Below are 25,148 nucleotides of genomic sequence, written 5' to 3' on the forward strand. Positions count from 1 at the left end.
TGTTTAACACAAAAAAATACAGGCAGCAAACTGCCTGTATTTCTTTTTATTTCGCCATTAATTTTAATGCTGACTGTAATTGGAGATCATTTTCTCCAGAACGGATTTTTTCAATAATTTTCGTTTGAATCGCCTCAGCTGTCTTTTTATCTAGCTGCCCTGTCGCTTCCATCTTATTCGCATTTTGGAATGCTTTCAGTGCTGATTCTGTCTCTTTACTAAAGTATCCATCTTCACGTCCTGGTACATATCCTAAACTCTTAAGCATTTCTTGTGCGTGTTTTACTTGTACATCATTTGCATTGTATGAAAGTGTCTTTTCAATTTGAATTGGTGTCGCATGATAATAATCTGGTTGTTTCACTTCTACAGTTGGCTTGATTCCTTTTTTATGAATCCAGTTTCCATCCGGTGTTAACCATTTGAACATCGTTAATTTGATATTGCTGCCATCTTTAAATGGAACAGCTTGCTGAACAGTACCTTTACCAAACGTTTTTTCACCAATTAAATCGTATCCTTCTCCCTCTTTTAGCGCACCCGCTAAAATCTCTGAAGCAGAAGCACTTCCGTTATCAATTAATACTGAAATTGGATATGGCTTTCTCTCTTTCAGTTCCGTAGAGAATTTCTTCTTCTCACCATTTCTTTGCTCTACTTGTAGCATCGGCTTTTTATCCGTCATAATTTCCCCTAGTATCTCTTCTACACTATTTAAGTAGCCACCAGGATTACCGCGCACGTCAATAACTAGCCCTTTTATGTTTTTCTTCTCTAACTCTTTTAACTGATCCTTAAATTCTTTCGCTGTATTTTCAGCAAAAGAAGTGATTTGCATATAACCGATATCTTTTCCATTCTCTTGTTTCACAGAGCTAAACACTGTGAAGATTGGAATTTTTTCACGCTTAATTTTAAATACAATCGGATCAGCTACTCCTGCACGCTTAATTTCAATCGCAACAGTCGTTCCTTTTTTACCACGAATCTTTAATACTGCTTCTTCACGTGATAAATCTTTCACACTATTTCCATCTACAGATAAAATTTGGTCATTCGGTTTAATTCCAATCTTTTCTGCCGGTGAGCCTTTAATTGGAGATACGATAATAAGCTTACCGTCCGTTTTGTTCACCTCAGCCCCGATCCCTTCTAACTCAGGATCAAGCGATTCACTAAACTGTTTAGCCGTTTCTTTATCCATATACGTGGAATAAGGGTCCTTCAGCGTAGACAACATGCCTTGTATTGCACCTTCGACTAATTTTTCATCTTTCACGTCTTCCACATAACGTGAATCAATTAGTGCATACGCCTCATTAATTTTTGCCAAATTCCCTTGCGCAGTGCTAGCGTTTCCACTCGAAATTGTTTGCGTTACTTCTGCTGGATTAACCCCAAATAAAGACATACCTGCAAACATTCCGCCAGCACCAATTAAAAATGCAACAACCATTCCAATAATTGCAACTCTACGTTTCAATGCGGAATTCCCCTTTCCAAAACACACAGGTGGTGTAGCAAAAGGCATCACACAGCGTGTGATGCCTTTACCTATTTCTACTATATGATAAGCTTGTACGAATTATGTTTGCAACTTTTTATACTTTTAAGAAACGACGAATTGACATTACGCTTCCCCACATACCGATTAAAGCCCCAATTAATACTAGTAAACCAGCTAATTGGAATACGAACGGACTATATGGTAGAAGTTCGAAAATTGTTCCGCCAAGTTTTTCGTTAAACATACCTTGTAGTGAATTATACGTAACAAGAATTAAGCCAATTGGAATAATTGATCCTAATACTCCTAGGAATAATCCCTCTAACAAGAACGGCCAACGAATAAACCAGTTTGTTGCACCTACAAGTTTCATAATTTCGATTTCTGTACTACGAGCATAAATTGTAATTTTAATTGTGTTAGAGATTAAGAACATCGCTGTGAATAAAAGACCAGCAATTAACACAATACCAATGTTACGACCAGTTTTTACAGTATCAAATAATCGTTCAACTTGCCCTTTTCCGTACTGAACATTACTTACAAACTGCATTTTTTCAATCTTTTTCGCAATTGTTGCTGTATCTGTTGGTTCTTTCGCTTTTACAACGAACACGTTTTTCAGTGGGTTATCTTGTTCAAATAACTCAAACGTCTTTCCGCTATCGCCTAAGCTTTTAATTAAACGTTTTAACTCTTCTTCTTTAGAAGAATATTTAATAGATTCTACTTTTGCAATCTTACTCATATCATCTTCTAATTTCTTTTGATCAGCTTCTTTTGCTGCTGGATCAATGTGTACACGAATCTCAACATCTTGCTCTACTTTCGTCGCAAAATGGTTCATATTCATAATCGCTGTTAAAAAGACACCTACAAGTAATAGTGTAACTGTTACTGCACTAACAGAAGCAAACGTCATCCATCCGTTACGGGATAGATTTTTCACACCTTCTCGCAAATGTCGACTAAGGGTCTTAGCCTTCATATCCGTATCCTCCCTCAATCTCATCTCGAACAATTTTTCCGCCTTCAATCGCGATTACACGATGACGGATTGTATTTACGATATCTGCGTTATGTGTCGCCATAACGATTGTTGTGCCACGCTCATTAATACGCGTGAAAATCTTCATAATATCAAGAGCTGTTTCAATATCTAAGTTACCTGTTGGCTCATCGGCAATTACGACTTTCGGCTTGTTTACAATTGCTCTCGCAATCGCAACACGTTGCTGCTCCCCGCCCGAAAGTTCACTTGGAAGTGCGTCTGCACGATCTTCAAGACCTACAAGACCTAAAACTTCTGTTACACGCTCACGAATTGCATCAGGCTCTTCTTCAATTACTTCTAAGGCAAACGCAACATTCTCATATACTGTTAACTTAGGTAACAATTTAAAATCTTGGAAAATTACGCCTAATTGACGACGGAAATATGGAACATCTCTTTCTGCTAATGTTTCAATAACAAGTCCATTTACATTAATTGATCCTGTAGATGGCTTCTCTTCACGATACATCATTTTAATAAATGTAGATTTCCCGGCTCCACTCGGTCCAACTACGTATACAAACTCACCTTGTTTAATGTTAACTGTAAGACCAGCAATGGCTTTCATACCATTCGGGTACTCCTTATAAACATTCGTCATTTTTATCATTATTTATCACCCAATACTTAATGATTTTTTTCGAAATACTTTTCTGTACATTTGAAAATAAAAGATGAACTTTTATTCTCGTTTAAACCACTCTTGTTGAAGGTAGCCTACTTATGCTCTTTTTATAAGCAATACTACTATGTAATATATTTCAGCAAAATTCTACAAACCTCATTGTAACATCAAACGGTTTCCAATTCGGATACATTTTTGTTACAGTTATGTTACATTCCAAAAAAAGGGAAACGAGTTGACTATATGAATCAACTCGTCCATTTTATGCCTTTTATTTATGTTCAGCTAACCACTCAGCTACTTTTTTCGCATCCTCACCTTGGATGATTCCTGGTGACATAGAACCGCGACCTTTTTCAATAATCTTTTCAATGTCTGCCGCATCATATTTCTGTCCTACTTTTCGTAAATCCGGTCCAGTTGCTCCGGATAAATCTTTCGCATGACACCCTATACAACTTTTTTGATAAATTTGCTCTGCGCTATCTGTGCTTGCAGATTGTTTTGAAGGCTTACTCTCTTCTTTATTTCCACATGCTCCTAAAGCAAAAACGACTGATGTTCCTAGCGCAATAGCCAACAATTTCTTTTTCACTTCTATCGCTCCCCATTGTTGATATTCTTTTCATTCCTAACACACTCATTTTCATTATAAGCATTATCTTTATATAGAAAAACTAAGGTATATTTCATATTCTTCAAAAATACAGTGAGAACCCTAATAATATAAAGCTTTTATAAGTTGTTTCAATTCTGTGAACAACGTAAAAACTTCTATAAAGAATCCTTTTTGAACGGGAAATTAGAAAATTTCTGTATAAAGTGTCACTCTATTGCCACTCTGTTTTACTATTTTCTACTTTTTACAAAACAATATACAACATTGTATGCTACATATAATCCCATCAAAAAGAGAAGTTGTCGTTTCCAACTTCTCTTCCTCTTTACTTCATCTATAGAAATAAAATCAAACTCTGTATATCCTCTATTGTCCTCAACATGCGCCAACAATTTTGTTGGCCTTTTTCTCATTAGATGCGAGAACGTAAGTAAGCATCAATGAATGGGTCAATTTCTCCATCCATAACTGCTTGCACGTTACCGACCTCTGTATTTGTACGGTGGTCTTTCACAAGAGAATACGGGTGGAATACGTAAGAACGGATTTGACTACCCCATCCAATTTCCTTTTGTTCTCCGCGAATTTCATCTAACTCCGCTTGTTGCTCTTCTAATTTCTTTTGATATAATTTCGCTTTTAACATCTTCATCGCATGCTCACGGTTTTTAATTTGAGAACGCTCTGACTGACACGTTACAACCGTATTTGTCGGCGTATGCGTAATACGAACTGCTGAATCTGTCGTATTAACGTGCTGTCCACCAGCTCCACTTGCACGATACGTATCAATTTTCAAGTCTTCTGTACGCACTTCAATTTCAACTTCATCATTGAACTCAGGTACAACTTCACAAGATACGAACGATGTATGGCGACGGCCTGAAGAATCGAATGGAGAAATACGTACAAGACGATGTACACCTTTCTCTGCCTTTAAGTAACCGTAAGCGTTATGACCTTTAATTAATAACGTAACACTCTTAATACCAGCTTCATCACCTGGTAAGTAGTCAACTGTTTCTACTTTAAATCCACGTTTTTCAGCCCAACGTGTGTACATACGTAGTAACATAGAGCCCCAGTCTTGTGACTCTGTTCCACCAGCACCTGGGTGTAATTCTAAAATCGCGTTATTTTTATCATAAGGATCGCTAAGTAGTAACTGAAGTTCATACTCATTCATTTCTTGAATTAAACCTTTTACTTCTGATTCAAGCTCCTCATGTAAATCTTCATCATACTCTTCTTTTAAAAGCTCATGCGTAATTTCTAGATTCTCGAACGTCTCATCTAGCTGACGGAACTTTCCAACCATATCTTTCAGTGCATTCGCTTCATTAATTACAGCTTGTGCGCCTTGTTGGTCATCCCAAAATCCTGCGCCCATCATTTTCTCTTCTAATTCTGCAATTTGTTTCTCCTTAGTAGGGAGGTCAAAGAGACCCCCTAAAAGCCGCTAATCTCTTAGCCATTTTCTCTAATTCCTGTCTAATTTCTACTAATTCCATTTCCTTCACCTCTATGTAATTGCTGTTACTTTCGTATGAAAACAAGGGAAACTCTCTCCACTTATGACGGAGAGAGTTTAATCCTTCTTAATTATACATTTTTGATGTAAAAGTTTGCAAAGTAGCCAAAGCTAGCGCCCTGTATTACTTCCCGATACCACAGCAGTTTTTATATTTTTTACCGCTACCACATTTACATAAATCGTTGCGGCCGACTTGGTCACCTTTTACAACTGGTTTTTTCTTCGCTTCTTCGCCATCACTAGATGGGTGAACAGCTTCACCTTGAACAACTTCTTGACGCTCTAAGTTTTGTTCAATTTCAGCTTTCATAATGTAACGAGAAATTTCCTCTTCAATAGAAGCAATCATTGACTCGAACATTGCGAATCCTTCCATTTGATACTCACGAAGTGGATCAATTTGACCGTAAGCACGTAAATGAATACCTTCACGAAGGTGATCCATCGCATCGATATGCTCTGTCCATTTCGTATCTACAACACGGAATACAACAACTTTTTCGAACTCACGCATTTGCTCTTCTGGCATAAGCTTTTCTTTCTCATTGTAACGCTCTATTAATTTCGCGATAATTGGTTCGCTCATTTCCTCTGGAGCAAGGCGACGTAATTCTTCTTCTTTCACATCTCCTTCTTGCAGAAGGTTTGTATTTAAGTAGTCAACAAGACCTTTAATGTTCCAATCTTCTTCAATTTCCTCTTGTGTATGAAGCGCAACCGCACGCGCTACTGTAGATTTCATCATACCTTCAATAATACCGCGTAAGTTCTCAGACTCCATTACCTCTTGACGCTGTTTGTAAATAACTTCACGTTGCTGACGAAGTACATCATCATATTGTAGTAACTGCTTACGTGCATCATAGTTATTTCCTTCTACACGTTTTTGCGCAGATTCTACTGCACGAGAAACCATTTTACTTTCGATTGGCTGAGAATCATCCATACCAAGGCGATCCATCATTGCTTTCATATTATCAGAACCGAAGCGGCGCATTAGTTCATCTTCCATTGATAAGTAGAACTGCGTAACACCTGGGTCCCCTTGACGACCAGCACGACCACGTAACTGATTATCAATACGACGACTTTCGTGACGCTCTGTACCGATAACTGCTAAACCAATATTTTTAATATCGTCTCCAAGCTTAATATCAGTACCACGCCCTGCCATGTTCGTCGCGATCGTTACAGCACCTTTCATACCAGCTTCTGCAATGATATCCGCTTCACGCGCATGGTTTTTCGCATTTAAGATGTTATGACGTACACCTTTACGCGTTAACATTTTTGAAATAAGCTCTGACGTTTCAATCGCCACTGTACCGACAAGAACAGGTTGCCCTTGTTTATGACGATTTACAATATCCTCAACAACAGCATTAAATTTACCTTCCATTGATTTGAAGATTAAATCCGCACGGTCATCACGAATAATCGGTTTGTTCGTTGGAATTACAATAACGTTCATATTGTAAATGTTACGGAATTCCTCTTCCTCTGTTTTCGCTGTACCAGTCATACCAGATAACTTTTCGTACATACGGAAGTAGTTCTGGAACGTAATTGTCGCAAGCGTCATACTTTCATTTTGAATTTCTACGCCTTCTTTTGCCTCGATAGCTTGGTGTAAACCTTCACTATAACGACGACCTTTCATAAGACGACCAGTAAATTGGTCTACAATTACGATTTCGCCTTCTTGTACAACATAATCTGTATCACGGTGCATTACAACGTGCGCACGAAGTGCTTGATTAATATGGTGAAGAAGCGCTACATGTTTTAAATCAAATAAGTTTTCAATATGGAAAGCTTTCTCCGCTTTCGTAATACCATCTTCTGTTAACATTACATTTTTCGTCTTCACATCAAATGAATAATCTTTTTCATTTTCTAACGTACGAACGAATGCATTTGCAAACATGTACAGCTCTGTTGATTTTTGAGCTTGTCCAGAAATAATAAGTGGCGTACGCGCTTCATCGACTAAGATAGAATCGACTTCATCGATAATAGCAAAGTGAAGCGGGCGTTGAACGCACTGCTCTTTATATAAAACCATGTTGTCACGTAAGTAATCGAATCCAAGCTCATTATTTGTGCTATACGTAATATCAGCAGCATAAGCCTCTTGTTTCTCTTCGCGAGACATACTGTTTAAATTAATTCCTACTGTTAAGCCTAGGAACTCATGAAGTTGTCCCATTTCGCTCGCATCACGTTGTGCTAAGTATTCATTGACTGTAACGACGTGAACACCTTTTCCTGTTAAAGCATTTAAATATACAGGTAATGTAGATGTTAACGTTTTACCTTCACCCGTTTTCATCTCAGAGATATTCCCTTCATGTAAGGCAATACCACCCATTAACTGTACGCCATACGGACGCATTCCAAGAACACGAGTCGCAGCTTCACGAACAACCGCAAAAGCTTCAGGTAGTAGATCATCTACTGTTTCACCTTTTGTTAGACGTTCTTTAAATTCAAGCGTCTTCCCTTTTAATTGTTCATCAGTTAGCGGCTTAATAGATGACTCTAATGCATCAATTTGCTCAACTGTTTTCTGCATACGTTTAATTTGGCGTTGATTTACATCAAACACCTTTTTTAAAATACCGATCATAGGAAATACGCTCCTCTTTTTATTAAAATAAAACTTCCGATTGTTTTTTCTTTTTCTCTATTACAATCAGTCGTTATAAAAATCAAATGTATGTTATGCCAATTTTTCTCCTAATTAAAAAAACTAAAATGTATATACCTAATGATAATTGTAACACTTGTCTTATAACTATGACAACAATCGGCCGAATGTCTCGTTCTAAATTAAGAAAACTTTTTTAAAAAAATCTATTTTCAGCAAAAAAAGCGCAGCCATTTCGGCTGCGCTTTTGAATTATTATTTAGTTTCGATTAAACCATATTTCCCATCTTTACGGCCATATACAACATTAGTTTCATTTGTATCAGCATTTGTGAAGACGAAGAAATTATGTCCTAGCATATCCATTTGTAGGATTGCTTCTTCAACGTCCATCGGTTTTAAATCGAATCGTTTTGTACGTACAAGCTCTAATTCATCCTCTTCTACCGCATCCAGAACAGCTACTGCTTCTGGAAGGATAAAGTTCGTTTTCATAGAACCTTTCTCACGTAACTTACGATTTACTTTTGTTTTATGTTTACGAATTTGTCGCTCTAGTTTATCAACTACTAAATCGATAGCAGCGTACATATCGCTATTAGTTTCTTCTGCACGAAGTAATAAATCAGTAAATGGAATTGTTACCTCGACACGTTGCTTGTCAGAGTATACTTTTAAATTAACTTTAATCTCTGGGAATGTATCAAAATAACGCTCTAACTTACTTAGTTTTTTCTCTACATATTCCTTTAATGCTGGAGTTACTTCAATATTTTCACCACGAATGTTGAATTTCATAGATGAATTCCTCCTTTCAAGCCTATGTACTATAATTTCGACACTGGCTTAAAAACTCCTTCTAACTTTTTTAAAAAAATTAGTGGAATTGCGATTTTTTTATCGTTTTTTGTTGAAATGAAAAGATGCATCGTTTCTATCTTTATTTTATCCTATTAACATCGTGAATAACGAATATAACTGTGGACAATTCGTTACAGAAAAGAAACAACTTTTTGACAACTCATTTTATAACAAAAACCCCTTGCAAAAAAAACAAGAGGTTCTACTACATATATATAACGTTGCCACAAACGCAGCTTTCTCTTCCCAAAAACAATATACCTACAGTTTTACAACATTAGCTGCTTGTGGTCCACGTGCTCCATCTACAATATCAAACTCAACTTGTTGCCCTTCTTCTAATGACTTATATCCATCTTGTTGAATAGCAGAAAAATGAACAAACACATCATCACCATCTTCACGCTCAATAAACCCAAATCCCTTTTCTGCATTAAACCATTTCACTCTTCCTTGCATGTTCATTCCATTCCCTTCACTCTAAAAATCAGGGCATTCGCCCCATAATTTGACTATAACGAATGACAACATACGAAGTCAAAGAAGACTTATCGCCTTTTTATTATCACTTTCGACAGTTACAGATCAACTTCTACAGAGCGTCAAACTAGAAACTTCCCTTGCTCCTCTATCATACAAAAGACTTCCAATTTGTCTCACTGTAATTCCTGTCGTATATACATCGTCAACAAGTAAAATGCGTTGACCATGAAACATCTCTTCTCTTTGAAAATAAAAAGGATTACTTCCCGAAAGTCTTTCTTTACGTGACTTCTTACTTTGCTTTTCTGTTTCCCTTCTTCTTAATGATAGATAAGAAATTTCGACAGGCAAACAAGCTGCTAATAACTCTGCTTGATTAAAACCACGTTCATATTCCCGTTCCCTACTAAGCGGAACAGGAATAACAGTTGAAACGTTCGTAAAATACTTTTGAAATAACTCCCGAAAAGATCGATAAAAAATACGAACTAATTCCGCATCACCTCGAAACTTAAACTGTGCTAATACTGCTTTCATCTCATCATCGTATACATATAAAGAACGATTTTTTAAAGGTCGATACTTCTCTTCCTTCATCCACCGTATACAATCCATACAAATATCATTCTTTTTAAATACAGTAGAGAGAAGTTCTAAAGGTCGCCCGCACTCCATGCAAATCTCTCCTATAATATAGGAAAGTTTCCGCTCACATCTATCACATACATATTTTTTATGAGACTTTACAAAGAAAGTGTACCAACTAACTGTTTCCAAAATATATTCATCACAAAGTAAACAATGCATTAATCAATTAATCCTTGTTCTTTCGCACTTTTGTTCATACTTTGAATATGTCTTTTCGCACGTACCATCGACTCTGTCTTACCGTAATGAAAATAAACAACCTCACCATACGGTTCTTCAAAACTACGACCTGCTCGGCCTGCAATTTGTACGAGCGCACTTTCTGAAAATATTTCTTCTTCAGCCCCTAACACAGCCACTTGTAAGTTCTTCACAGTTACCCCTCTTTCTAAAATTGTCGTTGTAACTAATAACGGAATGTCTCCCTTTCGAAATGCTTCCACTTTTTCTTTTCTCATCGGATCTTCTGCATGTACGCCATCGATTCTATGATCCAACCCTTTCAATAACAGGCCTATTTCTTCTATATATCGCACATGAGGAACAAATAAAAAAATAGGGTATTTTTTGTTTACGTACATTTTTAACCATTGTAGTAACACACGAGGAATTTTTTTATGATGGAGGCTTTTCTTCCAATTTCCGCACCAGCTAAATAGAGGAACTGGTAACGGATGACGATGGTATCGTCCAGAGACAATGATACCTTTTTGTTTCCCCGTTCTGAAATTGCGCTTCCACTTTTCATCAGGGGTTGCCGTTAAATAAATACGCGCTGCTTTCTCTTTCATCGCTTGCTGCACTGCATACTGTAACATTTGATCCGCATGATACGGGAAGGCATCAATCTCATCTACAATCATTACATGAAACGCTCTATAATAACGTAACAATTGATGCGTCGTTGCAACGACTAACGCTGCATCTTTTTCACGATCTACACTCCCTCCGTATAAAGCAGCTACATTTATACTTGGAAACACTTCTTGTAATCTCGGTACTAATTCCAGTACAACGTCCGTCCTTGGCGTTGCGATACACACTCTTTCTCCTTTTTGAAGTGCCTCTTCTATACCGTAAAATAACATTTCTGTTTTTCCAGCCCCGCACACAGCCCAAATAAAAAAAGATTCTTTTTGCTTAATAGCTTCTATAACACCTTGCGCCGCCAGCTCCTGACCAAGAGACAAACTCCCTTTCCACTGTAACGAATGTAATTCCCTTTCTCCTTTTCTTTCATGAATCCCGCGAACAAGTACAGCACATTCACTAACTCTCCCCATCGTTATACACTTCCGGCAATACGTACATACTTTACTGCACCTTTTACATAAAAATGATGCAAATAGCCGCTGCTCTATATTTCCGCAGCGCTGACATATATATTTAGAAGCCTTCTTTATTACGCCTTGTACACATATGACCTCTCCCTCCTTTTTCAAATCACTTAATTCTCTCCGTAAATCTGAAGGGAGTTCTTCTAATAGTAACTGCTTTCCAGCGAGCATCAGCAACCACCCCCAGCATTACTATAAACCTTTCTTATAATCTCGTAAAAACTCAAAAAAGCCGATAACCTACTTATAAAATAGTAAGCTATCGACTTTATACACATGTTTTATTCGATTATAAATCCTAGAATCTACCGTATCCTAAGAAATGTTTTTGGTTGTAGCTACTGCTTAAGCTAGAGTAAGCAATACCTTTATCACCAGCATGAATCATTTGGCCATTACCAACATAAATACCGATGTGAGATGGACCATTTTTATAAGTATTTTGGAAGAATACTAAGTCCCCTGGCTGTGGGCTACTTACTTTTGAAACTGAATGCCAGTAACCATTAACGTCTTGACGACCTACACCGAATACGTAAGAAATAAATCCACTACAGTCAAAACCACCGTTTGATGGAGATGCACTTCCCCAAACATATGGTAAACCTAAGTATTGTTGTGCTTTACCAATTACGCCAGGAGCCGGAGCTGGACCTGGTGTCGGTTCTGGTTTTTTATCTTCTTTTTTAGGTGCTTCTTTTTTAGGCTCTTCCTTTTTAGGCTCTTCTTTTTGAGCTTGTCCACCGTTGTTTGCTGGCGCTGCTGGCTGAGCAGGTGCCGCTTGTGCTGGTTGAGCTTGCGCATCTTTAGCAGCTTGCTCTGCTTGCTCTGCTTGTTTTTGTGCTGCAGCTTCTTGTGCAGCTTTTTCTTGCGCTTCTTGTTCAGCAATACGTTGTAATTGTAATGCTTGTTTTTCAAGATCTTTCAATTGACTTTCCGTACTTGTCATTGAAGTTACAACTGTATCCATTTTACCACTTAAATCGTTTACTGCTGTTGCTTTTTTCGCTTTTTCAGCGTCAAGTTCTTTCTTAGCAGTTTCAATTTGAGCTTGTGCTTCTTTTAATTCTTTTTGCTTCGTTTTTACTGTTTCAACATCTTTTTTCACATTCGCTTGATCTTCTTGTTGTGTTTTCATGATATCTTCGTCAGACTCAAGAATTTTAGAAACAGAAGTTAAACGATCAACTAAATCTGCAACGTTTTTAGAGTTTACAAGAACTTCTGTTACAACGTTCGTGTTTGGTTGCTCTTGAAGTGCAACTAAACGTTTTCTTAATAACTCTTCACGTTTTGCAATTTTCGTTTGTAATTCTGCAATATCTTTATTTTTCTTTTCGATTAATTGCTCAGTATCTGCAACTTTTTTCGTTGTTTCATCAAGTTTTGCAGCATTCTCTTGTACAGACTTATCTAAACCTTGAATTGTTTTGTTTAAGTCATTCATTTGTTTTTGTAATTCATCACGTTCTTGTTGTTGTTTATGTAAAGTGTCATTTTGTGTATTAATTTGTGATTTCACGTCAGAAATTTTATCTTCTGCAAATGCATTTGGTGTTAGCCCTGAAAACATTAACCCTGCAACTAATGCGCAAGATGCCATTTTTAGCTTTTTCATTTTATTTTTTACACCGCTTTCTTTTTTCTTTTTTCCGTATATAACCTATAAAATTTATACCATAATTCGGGATTTTTTTTGCTAATGTTACGCTTTTGTAAAACAAATGTAATATTATATGTAACTCTATCGCAAAATATGCATATTTTTGTATGTATGTGTAGAGTTTTAAAAGGTTTTTATAAGCAAAGAAAAAACGCAAGGTTTCCCTTACGTTTTATTAAATATACTAATACGGATGAAATCAAAACGTTATTTCATCCATTTCTCAGCCCAATTTTGGACTTCATCCATAACACTTTCTAACGCTTTTCCCTTGTCCGTTAAGCCGTACTCGATTCGAACTGGTACTTCTGGATAAACATTACGAACTACAATGCCTTCGCTTTCCAATTCCTTTAAACGCTCTGATAACATACGATCGCTCATATTCGGTATAATATCTGCGATTTCCCTAAAACGTTTTGACTCTTCCAGCAAAGATTTAATAATTAAGCCAGTCCACTTCTTACTAAGCAAAGTAAAAGCTGACTCAAACTTTGGACATAAACAAGAATTATGCTCCATATGTTTCACCTCTCTTCTATTATAATATAGTTTCTTGTAAAAAGTAAGTTATAAAACTTTCCTCATTATTTTATTTTACGTACATTTTACCATTTCCAAATATTAACTTGTCAACTGAACGTAAAATATCCGTAAAAAAACCCTCTTCCGAAAGAGAGCTTTTTATATCTTTATTACTTCGTATACCATCCAAGACCTAGTGCACCTTCACCTAAATGCGTTCCAATTACAGCACCGAAATAACCGGTACGAATTGTAACATGTGGATATTTTGCTTCTAATTCTTTCTTCCATTCATTCGCTTCCTCTTCACGTTGTGCATGAATGATAACTGCTTCCATAGGTACACCTTTACTCGCTTGCTCATCAAAAATTTCAATGATACGTTTTAACGCTTTTTTACGCGTACGAATCTTTTCAAACGGAATAATGATTTTGTCTCTAAAATATAAAACCGGCTTTACTTGTAACAGACTACCGATGAAAGCTTGCGCGCTATTTAATCGTCCTCCACGTTGTAAATGGTGTAAATCATCTACTACAAAATAAGCGTCCATCGTTTTCTTCATTTCATCAAAACGGGCGATAATCTCTTTTGGATCCTTTCCTTCGCTTGCTAGCCTTGCACCTTCACGCACATAGAATCCTTGCACTTCACAACTAATTTCAGAGTCGTACGTATATACATCGATACCCTCTACCATTTGACCAGCTGTCGTTGACGTTTGATATGTACCACTAATCCCACTTGAAAGATGAATGCTAATAACTGCATCATAATCCTTAGATAATTCTTCATATAGCTCAACAAACTTTCCGATTGCTGGTTGAGAAGTTTTCGGAAGTTCTTCTTGCTCACGTACTTTTACATAAAAATCATCTGCTGAAATTTCAGCTTCTTCTTGATAAGATTCCGTTCCAAACACAACGTTTAATGGAATCATATATATATTGAGTTCATCACGAATATGCTTCGGTATATATGCTGTACTATCAGTAACAATAGCTGTTTTCATTTTCGTACCTGCCTTATAAAAAAGTTTTTATTTCCTAATTTTACACGAAAACTAAAAATGGTGCATCCATACATGAAAATGCGGGTTTGAAATTATACTCATCATCTCGACAAATTACAACAAAAAGGTAAAATACTCACCAAAAATTTCAGCTTATTTATAAAAAATGTTTGAATATAAAAACGCCCGCTTTTAAAATGTAAAGTACTAGTCACTTTGATGGATAGGGGCGTATACAAGTGTTATTACAATATTTAACAATAAAAGACTACGGTGAACACGAAATTGTTATTCAAAAATCAAGATTCATTTGTTATGTTAGTCGTGCTACAACCGAAGAAGAAGCTCAAGAATTCATACAAAAAATCAAAAAACAAAACTGGAATGCAACACATAATTGTTCTGCGTATTTAATTGGCGAACAAGATCAAATCCAAAAAGCAAATGATGATGGGGAACCTAGTGGTACAGCTGGTGTACCTATGTTAGAGGTACTAAAAAAACGCGGTTTAAAAGATACCGTCGTTGTCGTTACCCGCTATTTTGGTGGCATCAAACTGGGCGCTGGTGGATTAATTCGTGCATATGGAAAATGTACAAGCGAAGGCATTAATCATGTCGGTGTTGTCGAGCGAAAGCTAATGCGTGTTATGCAGACCGAAATTGATTACACATTACTTGGCAAAATTGAAAATGAATTACGTAATTCAAAATATGCCATTAAAGATATACATTACCTCGAAAATGTCACATTTGATACGTATGTAGAAGAAGATGGAAAACAAACATTCACGGATTGGATGATTGAATTAACAAATGGGAAATGTACAATTACAGAAGGAGATATGTTGTACTTAGAACAAGATGTTATCTAAGAATAACTACTTTATCGCCTTTAAAGATTAATGTAGTGAATTACTTTCCTACAAATGAACTAAGGAGATTATATATGGAAGAACGTTATTATCATCTCCAAAATAGCAGAATAAAAAAGAAACGAAGAAGAAAGTTTTTCTACTTCCTTATTTTCTTATTTTTATTTGGTAGTGTAGGACTTTATATATTAAATTCCTACTCTTCTCTCATGGGGATGTATAGTGGTTTTACTCGTGAAAAGTCGGATTTGAGAACCGAAGATGTAGAAATTACAAAGGAGCCTTTTACACTCCTTATTATGGGGATAGAAGATTATGCAACAGACGGTCAAAACGGTCGTACAGATTCAATAATGTTTGCGACAGTCAATCCGAAAACGCAAAAAATTTCGCTTATGAGTATCCCTCGTGATAGTCGCGTTCCAATTGTCGGAAAGAATAAAGAGGACAAAATTAACGCTGCGCATGCTTACGGCGGAGAAGAAATGGCAATCAAAACTGTCGAAGGTTTTCTAAAAGTGCCTGTAGACCATTATCTTAAAATTGATTTCCAAGGCTTTAAAGGTATTGTTGATGCTGTTGGCGGTGTTACTGTTGATGTCCCCTTCGATTTTTGGGAGCGTTCAGACGTGGATTACTACAAAAAAATCGAATTTAAGCAAGGGCAACAAGAATTAAATGGTGAAGAAGCACTCGCTTACGTTCGTATGCGAAAGCAAGATCCGAATGGCGACTATGGTCGGGCCGCTAGACAAAGACAATTACTAGCTGCTGTTGCTCAAAAACTAAATTCTACCTCTACCGTATTTAAAATTAAAGATTTGACAGCAGTCGTTGGAAAATATATAAAAACTGACATTCCTATTTCAGATGGCCTTGCTCTTTACAATAAACTCTCTGGATTTGATCCTTCTACAATACAAACGTTCAAACTGGAAGGAGAAGATAAAAAAATAGGTGGTATTTATTACTTCCTTCCAGATCCAAACGGTGTTGAGGCAGTACGTAACGAAATTAAAAAAGAATTAGGAGAAAAGGTAAACACGCAAGAAAATACAACAACAAAAACCGAATCAAATCCTTCTTCAAATTCTAACTCTAACGAAAAAGCGAAGAAAGAAACGAATCAGGACAAAACACCAACTGATCCCCCTCCTTCTACGAATGCTCATGCAGAGTGGATTATGAGAAATCAGCAATAAAAAAAGGCCAAATCGCATGCGATTTGGCTTTTTTTTACTTATTAAAGTGTTTTAAAATTGCTTCTACAATACGCTCTGATGCACGGCCATCACCGTACGGGTTAGATGCTTTTGACATTTTATCATGAGCTTCTTTATCTGATAACAACTCATCAGCAAGACTAAAGATTGTCTCTTCGTCCGTTCCCGCTAATTTCAACGTACCTGCTTCAATACCTTCAGGGCGCTCTGTTGTATCACGAAGAACAAGAACCGGTACACCAAGTGACGGAGCTTCCTCTTGTACCCCACCAGAATCAGTTAACATTAAGTATGAACGAGCTGCAACATTGTGGAAATCAATTACATCTAACGGCTCAATTAAATGAATGCGGCCATGATCGCCTAAAATATCATTTGCAGTTTCACGAACAACAGGATTCATATGAACAGGATATACAACTTGTACGTCTTCATGCTTATCAACAAGACGCTTAATTGCACGGAACATATTACGCATTGGCTCTCCTAAGTTTTCACGACGGTGAGCTGTCATAAGTACAAGACGATCATTTCCAAGTTTCTCTAGTACAGGATGACTATATGTTTCTTTTACAGTCGTTTTTAGTGCGTCAATCGCTGTATTTCCTGTTATGAAAATGCGTGACTCATCTTTATTTTCTTTCTGTAAGTTCGTTGCCGATTTTGCTGTAGGTGAGAAATGAAGATCCGCCATTACGCCTGTTAATTGACGATTCATCTCTTCTGGGTATGGAGAATATTTATCCCATGTACGAAGTCCTGCCTCAACATGGCCTACTGGAATTTGATTATAGAAAGCAGCTAAGCTTGCGATAAACGTTGTCGTTGTATCACCATGTACAAGTACGATATCCGGCTTTGCTTCTTTCATTACTTTATCCAAACCTTCTAAACCACGCGTTGTAATATCAATTAAAGTTTGACGATCCTTCATAATATTCAAATCGAAATCTGGCGTAATTCCAAAGATACTTAATACTTGGTCTAACATTTGACGATGTTGCGCTGTTACAGTCACAATTGACTCAATTTTCTCTGGATGCTTTTGCAACTCTAATACAAGAGGTGCCATTTTAATTGCTTCTGGACGTGTCCCGAAAATTGTCATTACTTTTAAACGTTCAGTCATTTCATTGCCTCTTTTCTTTCACTAGTTACAAATCCTATTATGACATATAAGAATATACATGAATACATACCTTTTTAACGAATAACGGAAAAATCCCTCTTATAAATACTTTCTCTTCCAACAGAATAATAATCTATTCCTTGCTTCTTGACATCTTCATTAGTATAACAATTTCTTCCATCGAATAAAATAGGTTCTCTCATAAGTTGTACGTACTTTTCTAACGGATAAGTCCGGATAGCTTCCCATTCTGTCATGATAAAAGCCGCACTCGCTCCTCTAATCGATTCATCTATACATTCACTATATTGTATAGTCTCCCCAAAGATATTTTTCATATTTTGAATCGCCTTCGGGTCATATAGAACTATGTCCGCACCTAGATTTATTAACTCTTGTATCATAATAAGGGACGGTGCATCTCTTATATCATCTGTATTCGGTTTAAATGCCGCTCCCAGCACCGCAATCCGCTTCTTGTTCATATTTATTACTTTCTTCGCTTTCTCAATCAATAATAACTGTTGTTTATTATTCACTTCAATGACGGCTTTTAACAAGCGAAAATCATGTGCCACATTCCCTGCAATTTGCACAAGCGCTTTCGTATCTTTCGGAAAACACGATCCCCCGTAACCAATGCCCGCATTTAAAAAAGACGCTCCAATTCTTTTATCCATTCCCATCCCTTTTGCGACGTCTAATACATTTGCTCCTACCTTCTCACATATATTTGAAATTTCATTGATAAAACTAATTTTTGTCGCTAAAAAAGCATTCGATGCATATTTAATCATCTCTGCACTTTTTATATCTGTAACATATGTTTTTAAGTGTAATTCACTATATAAATTCTCCACTTTTCGTGCCGCTTCCTCATTATCGGCCCCAATTACAATACGATCTCCCTGAAAAAAATCGTAAATCCCTGAACCCTCCCGTAAAAATTCAGGATTCGATACAATATGTAATTCATGTCTGTTTTGTAATGTCTCCTCAATCCATCCCCTCATATCACCATTCGTCCCTACAGGAACAGTACTTTTTGTAACAACAATAATGTCTTTAGTCGCATATGTCCCAATATCAACACATGCGTTTTGAATATATGTTAAATCCGCTGTCCCATCTAATAACGATGGCGTTCCAACTGCAATAAATATAAATTCTGCATCTTTAAATGCTTCCTCTTTACTTGTTGTAAAAGTTAAACGATTATTCTCACACGCATCATGTATTAATTCATATAAGCCAGCTTCATAAATAGGCAGATCCCCTTGTTTTATCCGTTCAATTTTCTCATCATTTATATCAAAACATGTAACCGAATGTCCCAATACTGCCAATCCTACCCCAGTAATCAATCCAACATATCCGGTACCTATTATCGTAATTTTCATTTCCTTTTCGCACAGGAATATACAATAGAAAATATACGAATACATAGAATTCTCCCTGTGCATCCTCCTCTCACCTTAAAAATGAGAAAACTCTTTTACTTCTTTATTATATGAATTACTTTCTTCATTCTTTTTTAAGTTTTTGTAAAATTAGATATTCTTCATTAAACCAATAGGAATCTTACCGAAATTAAAGCTGCCTGTTCAGGCTGGATAAATTCCCACATTTTAACACGGAACTTACTCATTTCTACGTGTAACACTTATAATATTGAAATAAAAGTATTCGCTATTAAAGAAAAAGAGAAAATGTCATATTCCAAAGCCCAATACGGTTAACCTTCTTAAATGATTCAACATTCTGTATACAATTGTCATATATTCTATCTGCTTCCATTTACCGTAAAACGAAAAAAAGATTGAATTCTAATCTTTTTGTGATACCATATGTTATGAGCCTGCAAATAAACATCATAATTTTCAGATAAATATATTAAAAAAAATTACGTTAGACTATAAAAGGGTGGGGTATTAATGGACTCACAAGTGATTTATGCCATTTTGGCATCTTTCATCACTGTACTCGTCGTTACTCCTTTAGTTATTAAGTTAGCTTTTAAAATAGGAGCAACAGATAAGCCAAACGCACGTAAAGTGCACCAAAAGATTATGCCTCGTCTTGGCGGGTTAGCGATATTTATTGGTGTGGCTGTTGGATTTGTTGTCGGTGGCTTATACGAACAAAGAATGTTATCGATAACGCTAGGTGCGATTATCATTGTAATCATCGGTATTTTAGATGATATGTACGAGTTATCTGCGAAGGTAAAATTCGGTGGACAACTATTAGTTGCCATTATGATTGTAAAAAGTGGATTATTAGTGCAAGTATTATATATTCCAATCCTCGGGGATACTGAACTTGGATGGCTTGCTTACCCAATTACAGTATTTTGGATTGTAGGTATTACAAATGCAATCAACTTAATTGATGGCTTAGATGGATTATCTGCTGGTATTTCATCTATCGTACTTGCAACGCTAGCGTATATGGCCTTCACTAGCCCATGGGGCACTGGAACAGCTATCATTTTACCTCTAGCACTAATTGCACTTGCAAGTACACTTGGATTTTTATTCTACAACTTCCATCCGGCAAAAATTTTCATGGGAGATACAGGAGCGCTATTTTTAGGATACTGTATTTCTGTTATATCGTTACTTGGATTATACAAAAGTGTAACGTTATTCAGCTTTATCGTTCCAGTTATCATTTTAGGCGTACCTGTATTTGATACGACATTTGCAATTATCCGTCGTATCGTAAATAAAAAACCTATTTCAGCACCAGATAAATCGCATTTACATCACCGTTTACTTGCAATGGGCTTCTCTCATCGTAAAACGGTACTAATTATATACGCATTCGGTATTTTCTTTAGTGTAAATGCAATCATTTTCTCTAGTGCGACATTATGGTTATCCATTATTCTTCTTTTCATTTTAATCTTCTTTACAGAGATTATTGCTGAAGTAATCGGTCTTGTACATGAACGTTACAAACCACTTATTTCCTTTTATAAAAAAGTGAAAAAACGCGAAGACTAATTGTAGTATAGCCTTTACTATTATGAAATATTCAAATAGCATCCTCTTTCTTATAAGAGGATGCTATTTTTTATTCATTATTTTACATTTCCAAAATATAGCTTGTTTGAGAGTTCCACTATTGGAGAAAGATATACATAATAAGAAAAGGATTATATTTTCTTTTTTACATCTTGATTGTCAAACTGAGGGTGAATGTTATGATCAAGCGAGTATTTCAATACATTATTTTATTTTTAACGATTACTATGTACGCGTCACCTCATGCAGGAGCAACTACTATTCCCCCTGCTGAACATCATCCAAATACTGAGACTACTTCTTCTACAAAAAAAATCGCGTACTTAACATTTGATGACGGACCAAACAAATATACTACGCAAATTTTAAACATCTTAAAAGAAAAGAACGGAAAAGCAACTTTCTTTGTTATTGGTGGAAAAGTACCACATTATAAAAAGACAATGCAACGATTAATTAAAGATGGACACTATATTGGACTTCACAGTATGTCACATGATGTAAAACGTCTTTACACTGGTGATCCATCTGCTTTAATTACAGAAATGGAACAAACACAAAACATTGTCCAACAAGTTACAAAATTAAATACACATCTCGTTCGTGTCCCGTACGGTAGCATGCCTTACTTAAAGAAGAATTATCGTGATGCACTTGTATCAGCCCAGTATAAAATGTGGGATTGGACAATCGATACATACGACTGGAAAAGCTATGACAATCCTTCTGCCATACTAGAAAGAGTACGTAATCAGAGCGATGAACAAGTCGAAGTAATTTTAATGCATGATTCGAGTGTAACCGTACAAATATTGCCACAAGTAATTGATTACTTACAGTCACAAGGATACAAACTTCTTCCCTATAATCCATCTTCTCATCTCAAAGTAAACTTTTGGAAAGACACAAGATTGTAACAGCTTTAGTACCTATATACTAAAGCTGTTTTATTTTTCTCTTCCCACCCTTCCCATTTTTGTGTAAAATTTTAAATAGTGATGAAGTTTCGAGGTGAATAGAAATGAAACGAATAGATCTCATTTTTAACGCAATACAAGAAGGCAAGTATACAGAAGGTGTAACTGCATCAGAACTCGCTACCCTGTTGCAACTAGATCGCGCCAATGTAAGTAGCGACTTAAACAAACTTGTAAAAGATAAACGTTTATTAAAAACAAATACGCGTCCTGTTCGTTTTTATATAGAAACGAACGCTTTGTTGGAAACGCATTCAAAAGAAGTAACTTCATTAGATACATTTGCAATTGAAAATACGAGCCTTAAAATCGCAATTGAAAAAGCGAAAGCTTCTATTCTCTACCCTCCAAACGGTATGCATACTTTACTGCTCGGAGAAACGGGCGTCGGAAAATCTATGTTTGCTTCTTTAATGCACGAATATGCAATTGAAGTTGAACAGCTTCCTAAAAACGCACCATTTATCGTCTTTAACTGTGCTGATTATGCAAATAATCCACAGCTACTACTCGGGCAGTTATTTGGGATTAAAAAAGGAGCTTATACAGGGGCAAGTGATCAAAAAGGGTTAATTGAAAAAGCACATGAAGGAATTCTTTTCTTAGATGAAGTACATCGCCTTCCTCCAGAGGGACAAGAAATGCTTTTCACCTTTATTGACCGCGGAGTATATCGCCGCCTTGGAGAAACAGAAAACGAACGTAAAGCACAAGTATTAATCATTACTGCAACAACAGAAGAACCAAATTCATTTTTATTAAAAACATTTACAAGACGTATACCAATGACTGTCACATTGCCACCACTTCGTGAGCGTACACATAAAGAACGTTTTGCTTTACTACAACTATTTTTCACAAATGAAGCAATTCGCTTGCGAAAAGAAATTCACGTGAGTCCGAATGCAATGCGTGCTTTCGTCTTTTACAATTGTCCTAATAATATCGGTCAATTAAAAACGGATGTACAAATTGCCTGTGCGAAAGCCTATTCTGACTTCGTGACAAAGAAACGTGATTCTGTCTATGTTTCAAGTACAGACTTACCTTGGTATATGAAAGAAGGACTATTCATTGAAAGAAAGAGCCGTCACCTATACCAAATACCAAATGAAACATTTATATTTACAAGTGATGAAGGTTGGAGTAATCATAAAATAGAAAATGAAAAACAATCTTCTATTTACGATTATATTGATTATAAATATGAAGAACTTCAAGCGCGTGGTATTGAAGAGGAAGAATTAGAGTTACTAATAGAAAATGATATTCAAAGCTTTTTCGTACAATATTTTAACCAAATGTCAAAAAAGACAAGTCATGAAAATGTTTTTAAAATTGTGGATCGTAATATCGTTTCCGTTTGTGAAAGAATTGCAGAACTGGCTGAAAAACATTTATCCAAGACGTTTGATGAAAAAGTATTTCTCGCTTTAAGTTTACATGTACAGACAACTCTACAACGTTTACAAGCTGGAAAACAAATTCATCATCCACAATTAAATCAAATTCGTACGAAATATAAAGAAGCTTTTTCCGTAGCAATGCAATGCATTCAACTACTGGAGGACGAATTACAAATAACAATGCCTATTGATGAAGCAGGCTTTTTAACAATGTTCTTCGTTGTTGATCCAATTCCTGCCTCACAAACAGAAGTAAAAGTATTAATATTAGCGCACGGCAACGGCATAGCAACAGAAATGGCAAACGTCGCAAACGAACTGCTCGGCATTGATGAAGTAACCGGGATCGATATGCCGTTACATGAATCGCCGAAAGATTTCTTAGAGCGTGTGAAAGTGTATATGAAAACACTCCAAAATGTAAACGGGCTTCTCTTACTCGTTGATATGGGATCACTCGCTTACATTGGTGATATATTAGAAACTGAATTCAAAATCCCGGTACGTGTTCTTTCCATGACGAGCACTCCACATGCACTAGAAGCTGCTCGAAAGGCTCAGCTTGGCTACTCGTTAGATGCATTATATGAAACAGTGAAGAACTTAACACCGTTTTACTTAAACGTACAAGAAGAAAAGAAAAAGCCGCTATCACCAATGAAATCTGTTATTTTGACAGCTTGTTTAACTGGGGAAGGCAGTGCTTTAGCTATTCAAAAAATGTTGGAGAACTATTTGCGATTTGACAAAGACTTAATTGAAATTATTCCGATTAGTATCGTCCATGAAAAAGATTTAACAAAAATGATTGAGAACATAAAAAAAGAGCGGAATATCATTTGTATTGTTACGAATTTTGATGTGCAAGTGCCATGCTTAACTTATCACTTCCAAGACATTGTAAACTACACAGCAATTCAGCCAATTCAAGAATTAATTACGTATGAAGAAACATATGCAAAAATGGCTGATATTCTTGAACAACAAATGCAGCGTAACGACGGAGCACTACTTATCAAAACAATTCGTTACGCATTAAATACAATTCAAGAATTAATTTCCTTACAGCTAACTCCTGATAGTTTAATGGGTGTTATTCTGCATATGAGCTGTATGGTTGACCGTCTTCAAAAAGGAGAAAGCCTCCTCCCTCATCCGGATAAAGAGAAACGAAGACAAGATGAATACTGGATGTATATGAAAGTAAAAAAAGCATTGCAGCCAATTGAAAATACATTTGAAATACAAATACCTGATGACGAAGTGTTTTATGTAATGGACTTCTTCATTAAGAATCAGCCTATAAAAAATTAGTCGCGGCAGTTTTTTAGTATATTGATCTTAACTCAGATTTTATCAGCGATTTTCAGGATATATCAGCGCAACTCGGGTTTTATCAGCGATTTTCAAAATATATCAGCGCAACTCGAGTTTTATCAGCGATTTTTCTAATATATCGATTTACCGTCAATAATCGCTAAAATTCGCACCTTATAGCAGAAAAGGCTGTTCAATATGAACAGCCTTTTTTCTACTTCTTTACTTTCCTGATTCTCCCCCTGATTTCACCCTTCTTATTGGACTTCGTATAAACATTTACATATACATTCGCCTGAATGATTTCTTGAAGTAAGCTATCAAACGCTCGCCCCTGTAAAGGCCCTTCAAACTCCTCCACATTGACTACACCAGTCACGACTCCTTCATTTACACTAATACCTTGCTTTAGCGGACCCAATAAACTTAAAACAATTGGACCAATTTGATCTGATTTCCCTAGATGAATTTGGCATGATGTAACTTTTTCGATGTTTTTCAATATGACCCGATATTGCAACTTCTTTAAATCCTCACTAAATATAAACTCTGCTACGCCATAAGCTTCTGTATTTACAGGAGGTATTTCCCTCTTACCTGTTAACCTCGCAAAGAAATGTGTTGTCATACGGGCATTCTCCTTATATAAATTTCCCAGCACTACTTCTACTAC

Annotated in this window: 21 protein-coding genes; 5 read left to right on the forward strand and 16 right to left on the reverse strand. The window is 36.3% G+C overall.

Annotated features, from left to right (window positions below):
* Positions 1–46 precede the first annotated feature (46 nt).
* From AC0L0O_RS23270 to AC0L0O_RS23330, 13 genes are all read right to left on the reverse strand, one after another.
* Positions 47–1,483 (reverse strand): S41 family peptidase, encoded by a 1,437-nt coding sequence (locus AC0L0O_RS23270; RefSeq protein WP_441293669.1) that lies wholly within the window; start codon positions 1,481–1,483, stop codon positions 47–49.
* A 118-nt stretch (positions 1,484–1,601) separates the two neighbouring features.
* Complete coding sequence (gene ftsX / locus AC0L0O_RS23275) at positions 1,602–2,495, reverse strand: permease-like cell division protein FtsX (protein WP_000645021.1); 894 nt, start codon at positions 2,493–2,495, stop codon at positions 1,602–1,604.
* Positions 2,485–3,171 (reverse strand): cell division ATP-binding protein FtsE, encoded by a 687-nt coding sequence (ftsE, locus tag AC0L0O_RS23280; RefSeq protein ID WP_000594327.1) that lies wholly within the window; start codon positions 3,169–3,171, stop codon positions 2,485–2,487. Before ftsE ends, ftsX begins: the two co-directional genes overlap by 11 nt.
* 286 nt (positions 3,172–3,457) lie before the next feature.
* A complete protein-coding gene (cccB, locus tag AC0L0O_RS23285; protein WP_000727964.1) occupies positions 3,458–3,781 on the reverse strand; it encodes a cytochrome c551 in 324 nt (107 codons plus the stop codon).
* A gap of 436 nt (positions 3,782–4,217) precedes the next feature.
* Positions 4,218–5,316 (reverse strand): peptide chain release factor 2 gene (gene prfB, locus AC0L0O_RS23290; RefSeq protein WP_096001716.1). Its coding sequence is split into 2 segments (ribosomal slippage): positions 4,218–5,243 and positions 5,245–5,316, totalling 1,098 coding nucleotides; the frame shifts between segments, so codons are not numbered across the junction.
* Between the two features lie 144 nt (positions 5,317–5,460).
* Entirely contained in the window at positions 5,461–7,968 is a 2,508-nt protein-coding gene (gene secA / locus AC0L0O_RS23295) for a preprotein translocase subunit SecA (protein ID WP_131371160.1), read from the reverse strand.
* 276 nt (positions 7,969–8,244) lie between these two features.
* Positions 8,245–8,787 carry a ribosome hibernation-promoting factor, HPF/YfiA family gene (hpf, locus tag AC0L0O_RS23300; protein ID WP_000671189.1) on the reverse strand — a complete coding sequence of 181 codons (543 nt, stop codon included), beginning with the start codon at positions 8,785–8,787 and terminating at the stop codon, positions 8,245–8,247.
* A 324-nt stretch (positions 8,788–9,111) separates the two neighbouring features.
* Positions 9,112–9,309: a cold shock protein CspC gene (gene cspC / locus AC0L0O_RS23305; protein ID WP_001990088.1), complete on the reverse strand. Its 198-nt coding sequence runs from the start codon at positions 9,307–9,309 to the stop codon at positions 9,112–9,114.
* A 126-nt stretch (positions 9,310–9,435) separates the two neighbouring features.
* Positions 9,436–10,140 (reverse strand): comF operon protein ComFC, encoded by a 705-nt coding sequence (gene comFC / locus AC0L0O_RS23310; protein WP_473786147.1) that lies wholly within the window; start codon positions 10,138–10,140, stop codon positions 9,436–9,438.
* Positions 10,140–11,489 (reverse strand): ATP-dependent helicase ComFA, encoded by a 1,350-nt coding sequence (comFA, locus tag AC0L0O_RS23315; RefSeq protein ID WP_000879417.1) that lies wholly within the window; start codon positions 11,487–11,489, stop codon positions 10,140–10,142. Before comFA ends, comFC begins: the two co-directional genes overlap by 1 nt.
* Before the next feature lie 127 nt (positions 11,490–11,616).
* Positions 11,617–12,936, reverse strand: a complete 1,320-nt coding sequence (locus AC0L0O_RS23320) for a C40 family peptidase (protein ID WP_131371163.1) — start codon at positions 12,934–12,936, stop codon at positions 11,617–11,619.
* Positions 12,937–13,188: 252 nt separating this feature from the next.
* The gene (locus AC0L0O_RS23325; protein WP_000400857.1) at positions 13,189–13,503 is read right to left on the reverse strand and encodes a winged helix-turn-helix transcriptional regulator; all 315 of its coding nucleotides are present in this window, start codon (positions 13,501–13,503) and stop codon (positions 13,189–13,191) included.
* A gap of 173 nt (positions 13,504–13,676) precedes the next feature.
* Positions 13,677–14,519, reverse strand: a complete 843-nt coding sequence (locus AC0L0O_RS23330) for a DegV family protein (RefSeq protein ID WP_000844766.1) — start codon at positions 14,517–14,519, stop codon at positions 13,677–13,679.
* Positions 14,520–14,758: 239 nt separating this feature from the next.
* On the opposite strand from AC0L0O_RS23330, the gene AC0L0O_RS23335 reads away from it, so the two are divergent.
* The gene (locus tag AC0L0O_RS23335) at positions 14,759–15,394 is read left to right on the forward strand and encodes a YigZ family protein (RefSeq protein ID WP_000926685.1); all 636 of its coding nucleotides are present in this window, start codon (positions 14,759–14,761) and stop codon (positions 15,392–15,394) included.
* A gap of 74 nt (positions 15,395–15,468) precedes the next feature.
* Complete coding sequence (locus tag AC0L0O_RS23340; protein WP_000392763.1) at positions 15,469–16,596, forward strand: LCP family protein; 1,128 nt, start codon at positions 15,469–15,471, stop codon at positions 16,594–16,596.
* A gap of 34 nt (positions 16,597–16,630) precedes the next feature.
* On the opposite strand, the gene wecB is transcribed toward AC0L0O_RS23340, so the two are convergent.
* Positions 16,631–17,746: a non-hydrolyzing UDP-N-acetylglucosamine 2-epimerase gene (gene wecB / locus AC0L0O_RS23345; protein WP_000140128.1), complete on the reverse strand. Its 1,116-nt coding sequence runs from the start codon at positions 17,744–17,746 to the stop codon at positions 16,631–16,633.
* Positions 17,747–17,820: 74 nt separating this feature from the next.
* Complete coding sequence (locus AC0L0O_RS23350) at positions 17,821–19,191, reverse strand: UDP-glucose dehydrogenase family protein (protein WP_428889185.1); 1,371 nt, start codon at positions 19,189–19,191, stop codon at positions 17,821–17,823.
* Between the two features lie 489 nt (positions 19,192–19,680).
* Here AC0L0O_RS23350 and AC0L0O_RS23355 point away from each other — a divergent pair, with 489 nt between their 5' ends.
* The 3 genes from AC0L0O_RS23355 (at position 19,681) to AC0L0O_RS23365 (ending at position 24,472) form a co-directional block, all read left to right on the forward strand.
* Positions 19,681–20,754, forward strand: a complete 1,074-nt coding sequence (locus AC0L0O_RS23355) for a glycosyltransferase family 4 protein (protein WP_000378311.1) — start codon at positions 19,681–19,683, stop codon at positions 20,752–20,754.
* Positions 20,755–20,954: 200 nt separating this feature from the next.
* The gene (locus AC0L0O_RS23360; RefSeq protein ID WP_000597161.1) at positions 20,955–21,692 is read left to right on the forward strand and encodes a polysaccharide deacetylase family protein; all 738 of its coding nucleotides are present in this window, start codon (positions 20,955–20,957) and stop codon (positions 21,690–21,692) included.
* A gap of 104 nt (positions 21,693–21,796) precedes the next feature.
* The gene (locus tag AC0L0O_RS23365) at positions 21,797–24,472 is read left to right on the forward strand and encodes a sigma-54-dependent transcriptional regulator (protein WP_000820931.1); all 2,676 of its coding nucleotides are present in this window, start codon (positions 21,797–21,799) and stop codon (positions 24,470–24,472) included.
* Positions 24,473–24,689: 217 nt separating this feature from the next.
* On the opposite strand, the gene exsM is transcribed toward AC0L0O_RS23365, so the two are convergent.
* Positions 24,690–25,103: an exosporium regulatory protein ExsM gene (gene exsM, locus AC0L0O_RS23370; protein WP_000207031.1), complete on the reverse strand. Its 414-nt coding sequence runs from the start codon at positions 25,101–25,103 to the stop codon at positions 24,690–24,692.
* Positions 25,104–25,148: the final 45 nt, after the last annotated feature.

The sequence above is a fragment of the Bacillus sp. GS3m_15504 genome (assembly GCF_055825275.1).

Bases quoted from the DNA above. Each gene is read 5' to 3' on its own strand.
- ftsX (WP_000645021.1), bottom strand. From the start codon at position 2,495: ATGAAGGCTAAGACCCTTAGTCGACATTTGCGAGAAGGTGTGAAAAAT.
- ftsE (WP_000594327.1), bottom strand. From the start codon at position 3,171: ATGATAAAAATGACGAATGTTTATAAGGAGTACCCGAATGGTATGAAA.
- secA (WP_131371160.1), bottom strand. From the start codon at position 7,968: ATGATCGGTATTTTAAAAAAGGTGTTTGATGTAAATCAACGCCAAATT.
- hpf (WP_000671189.1), bottom strand. From the start codon at position 8,787: ATGAAATTCAACATTCGTGGTGAAAATATTGAAGTAACTCCAGCATTA.
- cspC (WP_001990088.1), bottom strand. From the start codon at position 9,309: ATGCAAGGAAGAGTGAAATGGTTTAATGCAGAAAAGGGATTTGGGTTT.
- comFC (WP_473786147.1), bottom strand. From the start codon at position 10,140: ATGCATTGTTTACTTTGTGATGAATATATTTTGGAAACAGTTAGTTGG.
- comFA (WP_000879417.1), bottom strand. From the start codon at position 11,489: ATGCTCGCTGGAAAGCAGTTACTATTAGAAGAACTCCCTTCAGATTTA.
- AC0L0O_RS23320 (WP_131371163.1), bottom strand. From the start codon at position 12,936: ATGAAAAAGCTAAAAATGGCATCTTGCGCATTAGTTGCAGGGTTAATG.
- AC0L0O_RS23325 (WP_000400857.1), bottom strand. From the start codon at position 13,503: ATGGAGCATAATTCTTGTTTATGTCCAAAGTTTGAGTCAGCTTTTACT.
- AC0L0O_RS23330 (WP_000844766.1), bottom strand. From the start codon at position 14,519: ATGAAAACAGCTATTGTTACTGATAGTACAGCATATATACCGAAGCAT.
- AC0L0O_RS23340 (WP_000392763.1), top strand. From the start codon at position 15,469: ATGGAAGAACGTTATTATCATCTCCAAAATAGCAGAATAAAAAAGAAA.
- wecB (WP_000140128.1), bottom strand. From the start codon at position 17,746: ATGACTGAACGTTTAAAAGTAATGACAATTTTCGGGACACGTCCAGAA.
- AC0L0O_RS23350 (WP_428889185.1), bottom strand. From the start codon at position 19,191: ATGTATTCGTATATTTTCTATTGTATATTCCTGTGCGAAAAGGAAATG.
- AC0L0O_RS23355 (WP_000378311.1), top strand. From the start codon at position 19,681: ATGGACTCACAAGTGATTTATGCCATTTTGGCATCTTTCATCACTGTA.
- AC0L0O_RS23360 (WP_000597161.1), top strand. From the start codon at position 20,955: ATGATCAAGCGAGTATTTCAATACATTATTTTATTTTTAACGATTACT.
- AC0L0O_RS23365 (WP_000820931.1), top strand. From the start codon at position 21,797: ATGAAACGAATAGATCTCATTTTTAACGCAATACAAGAAGGCAAGTAT.
- exsM (WP_000207031.1), bottom strand. From the start codon at position 25,103: ATGACAACACATTTCTTTGCGAGGTTAACAGGTAAGAGGGAAATACCT.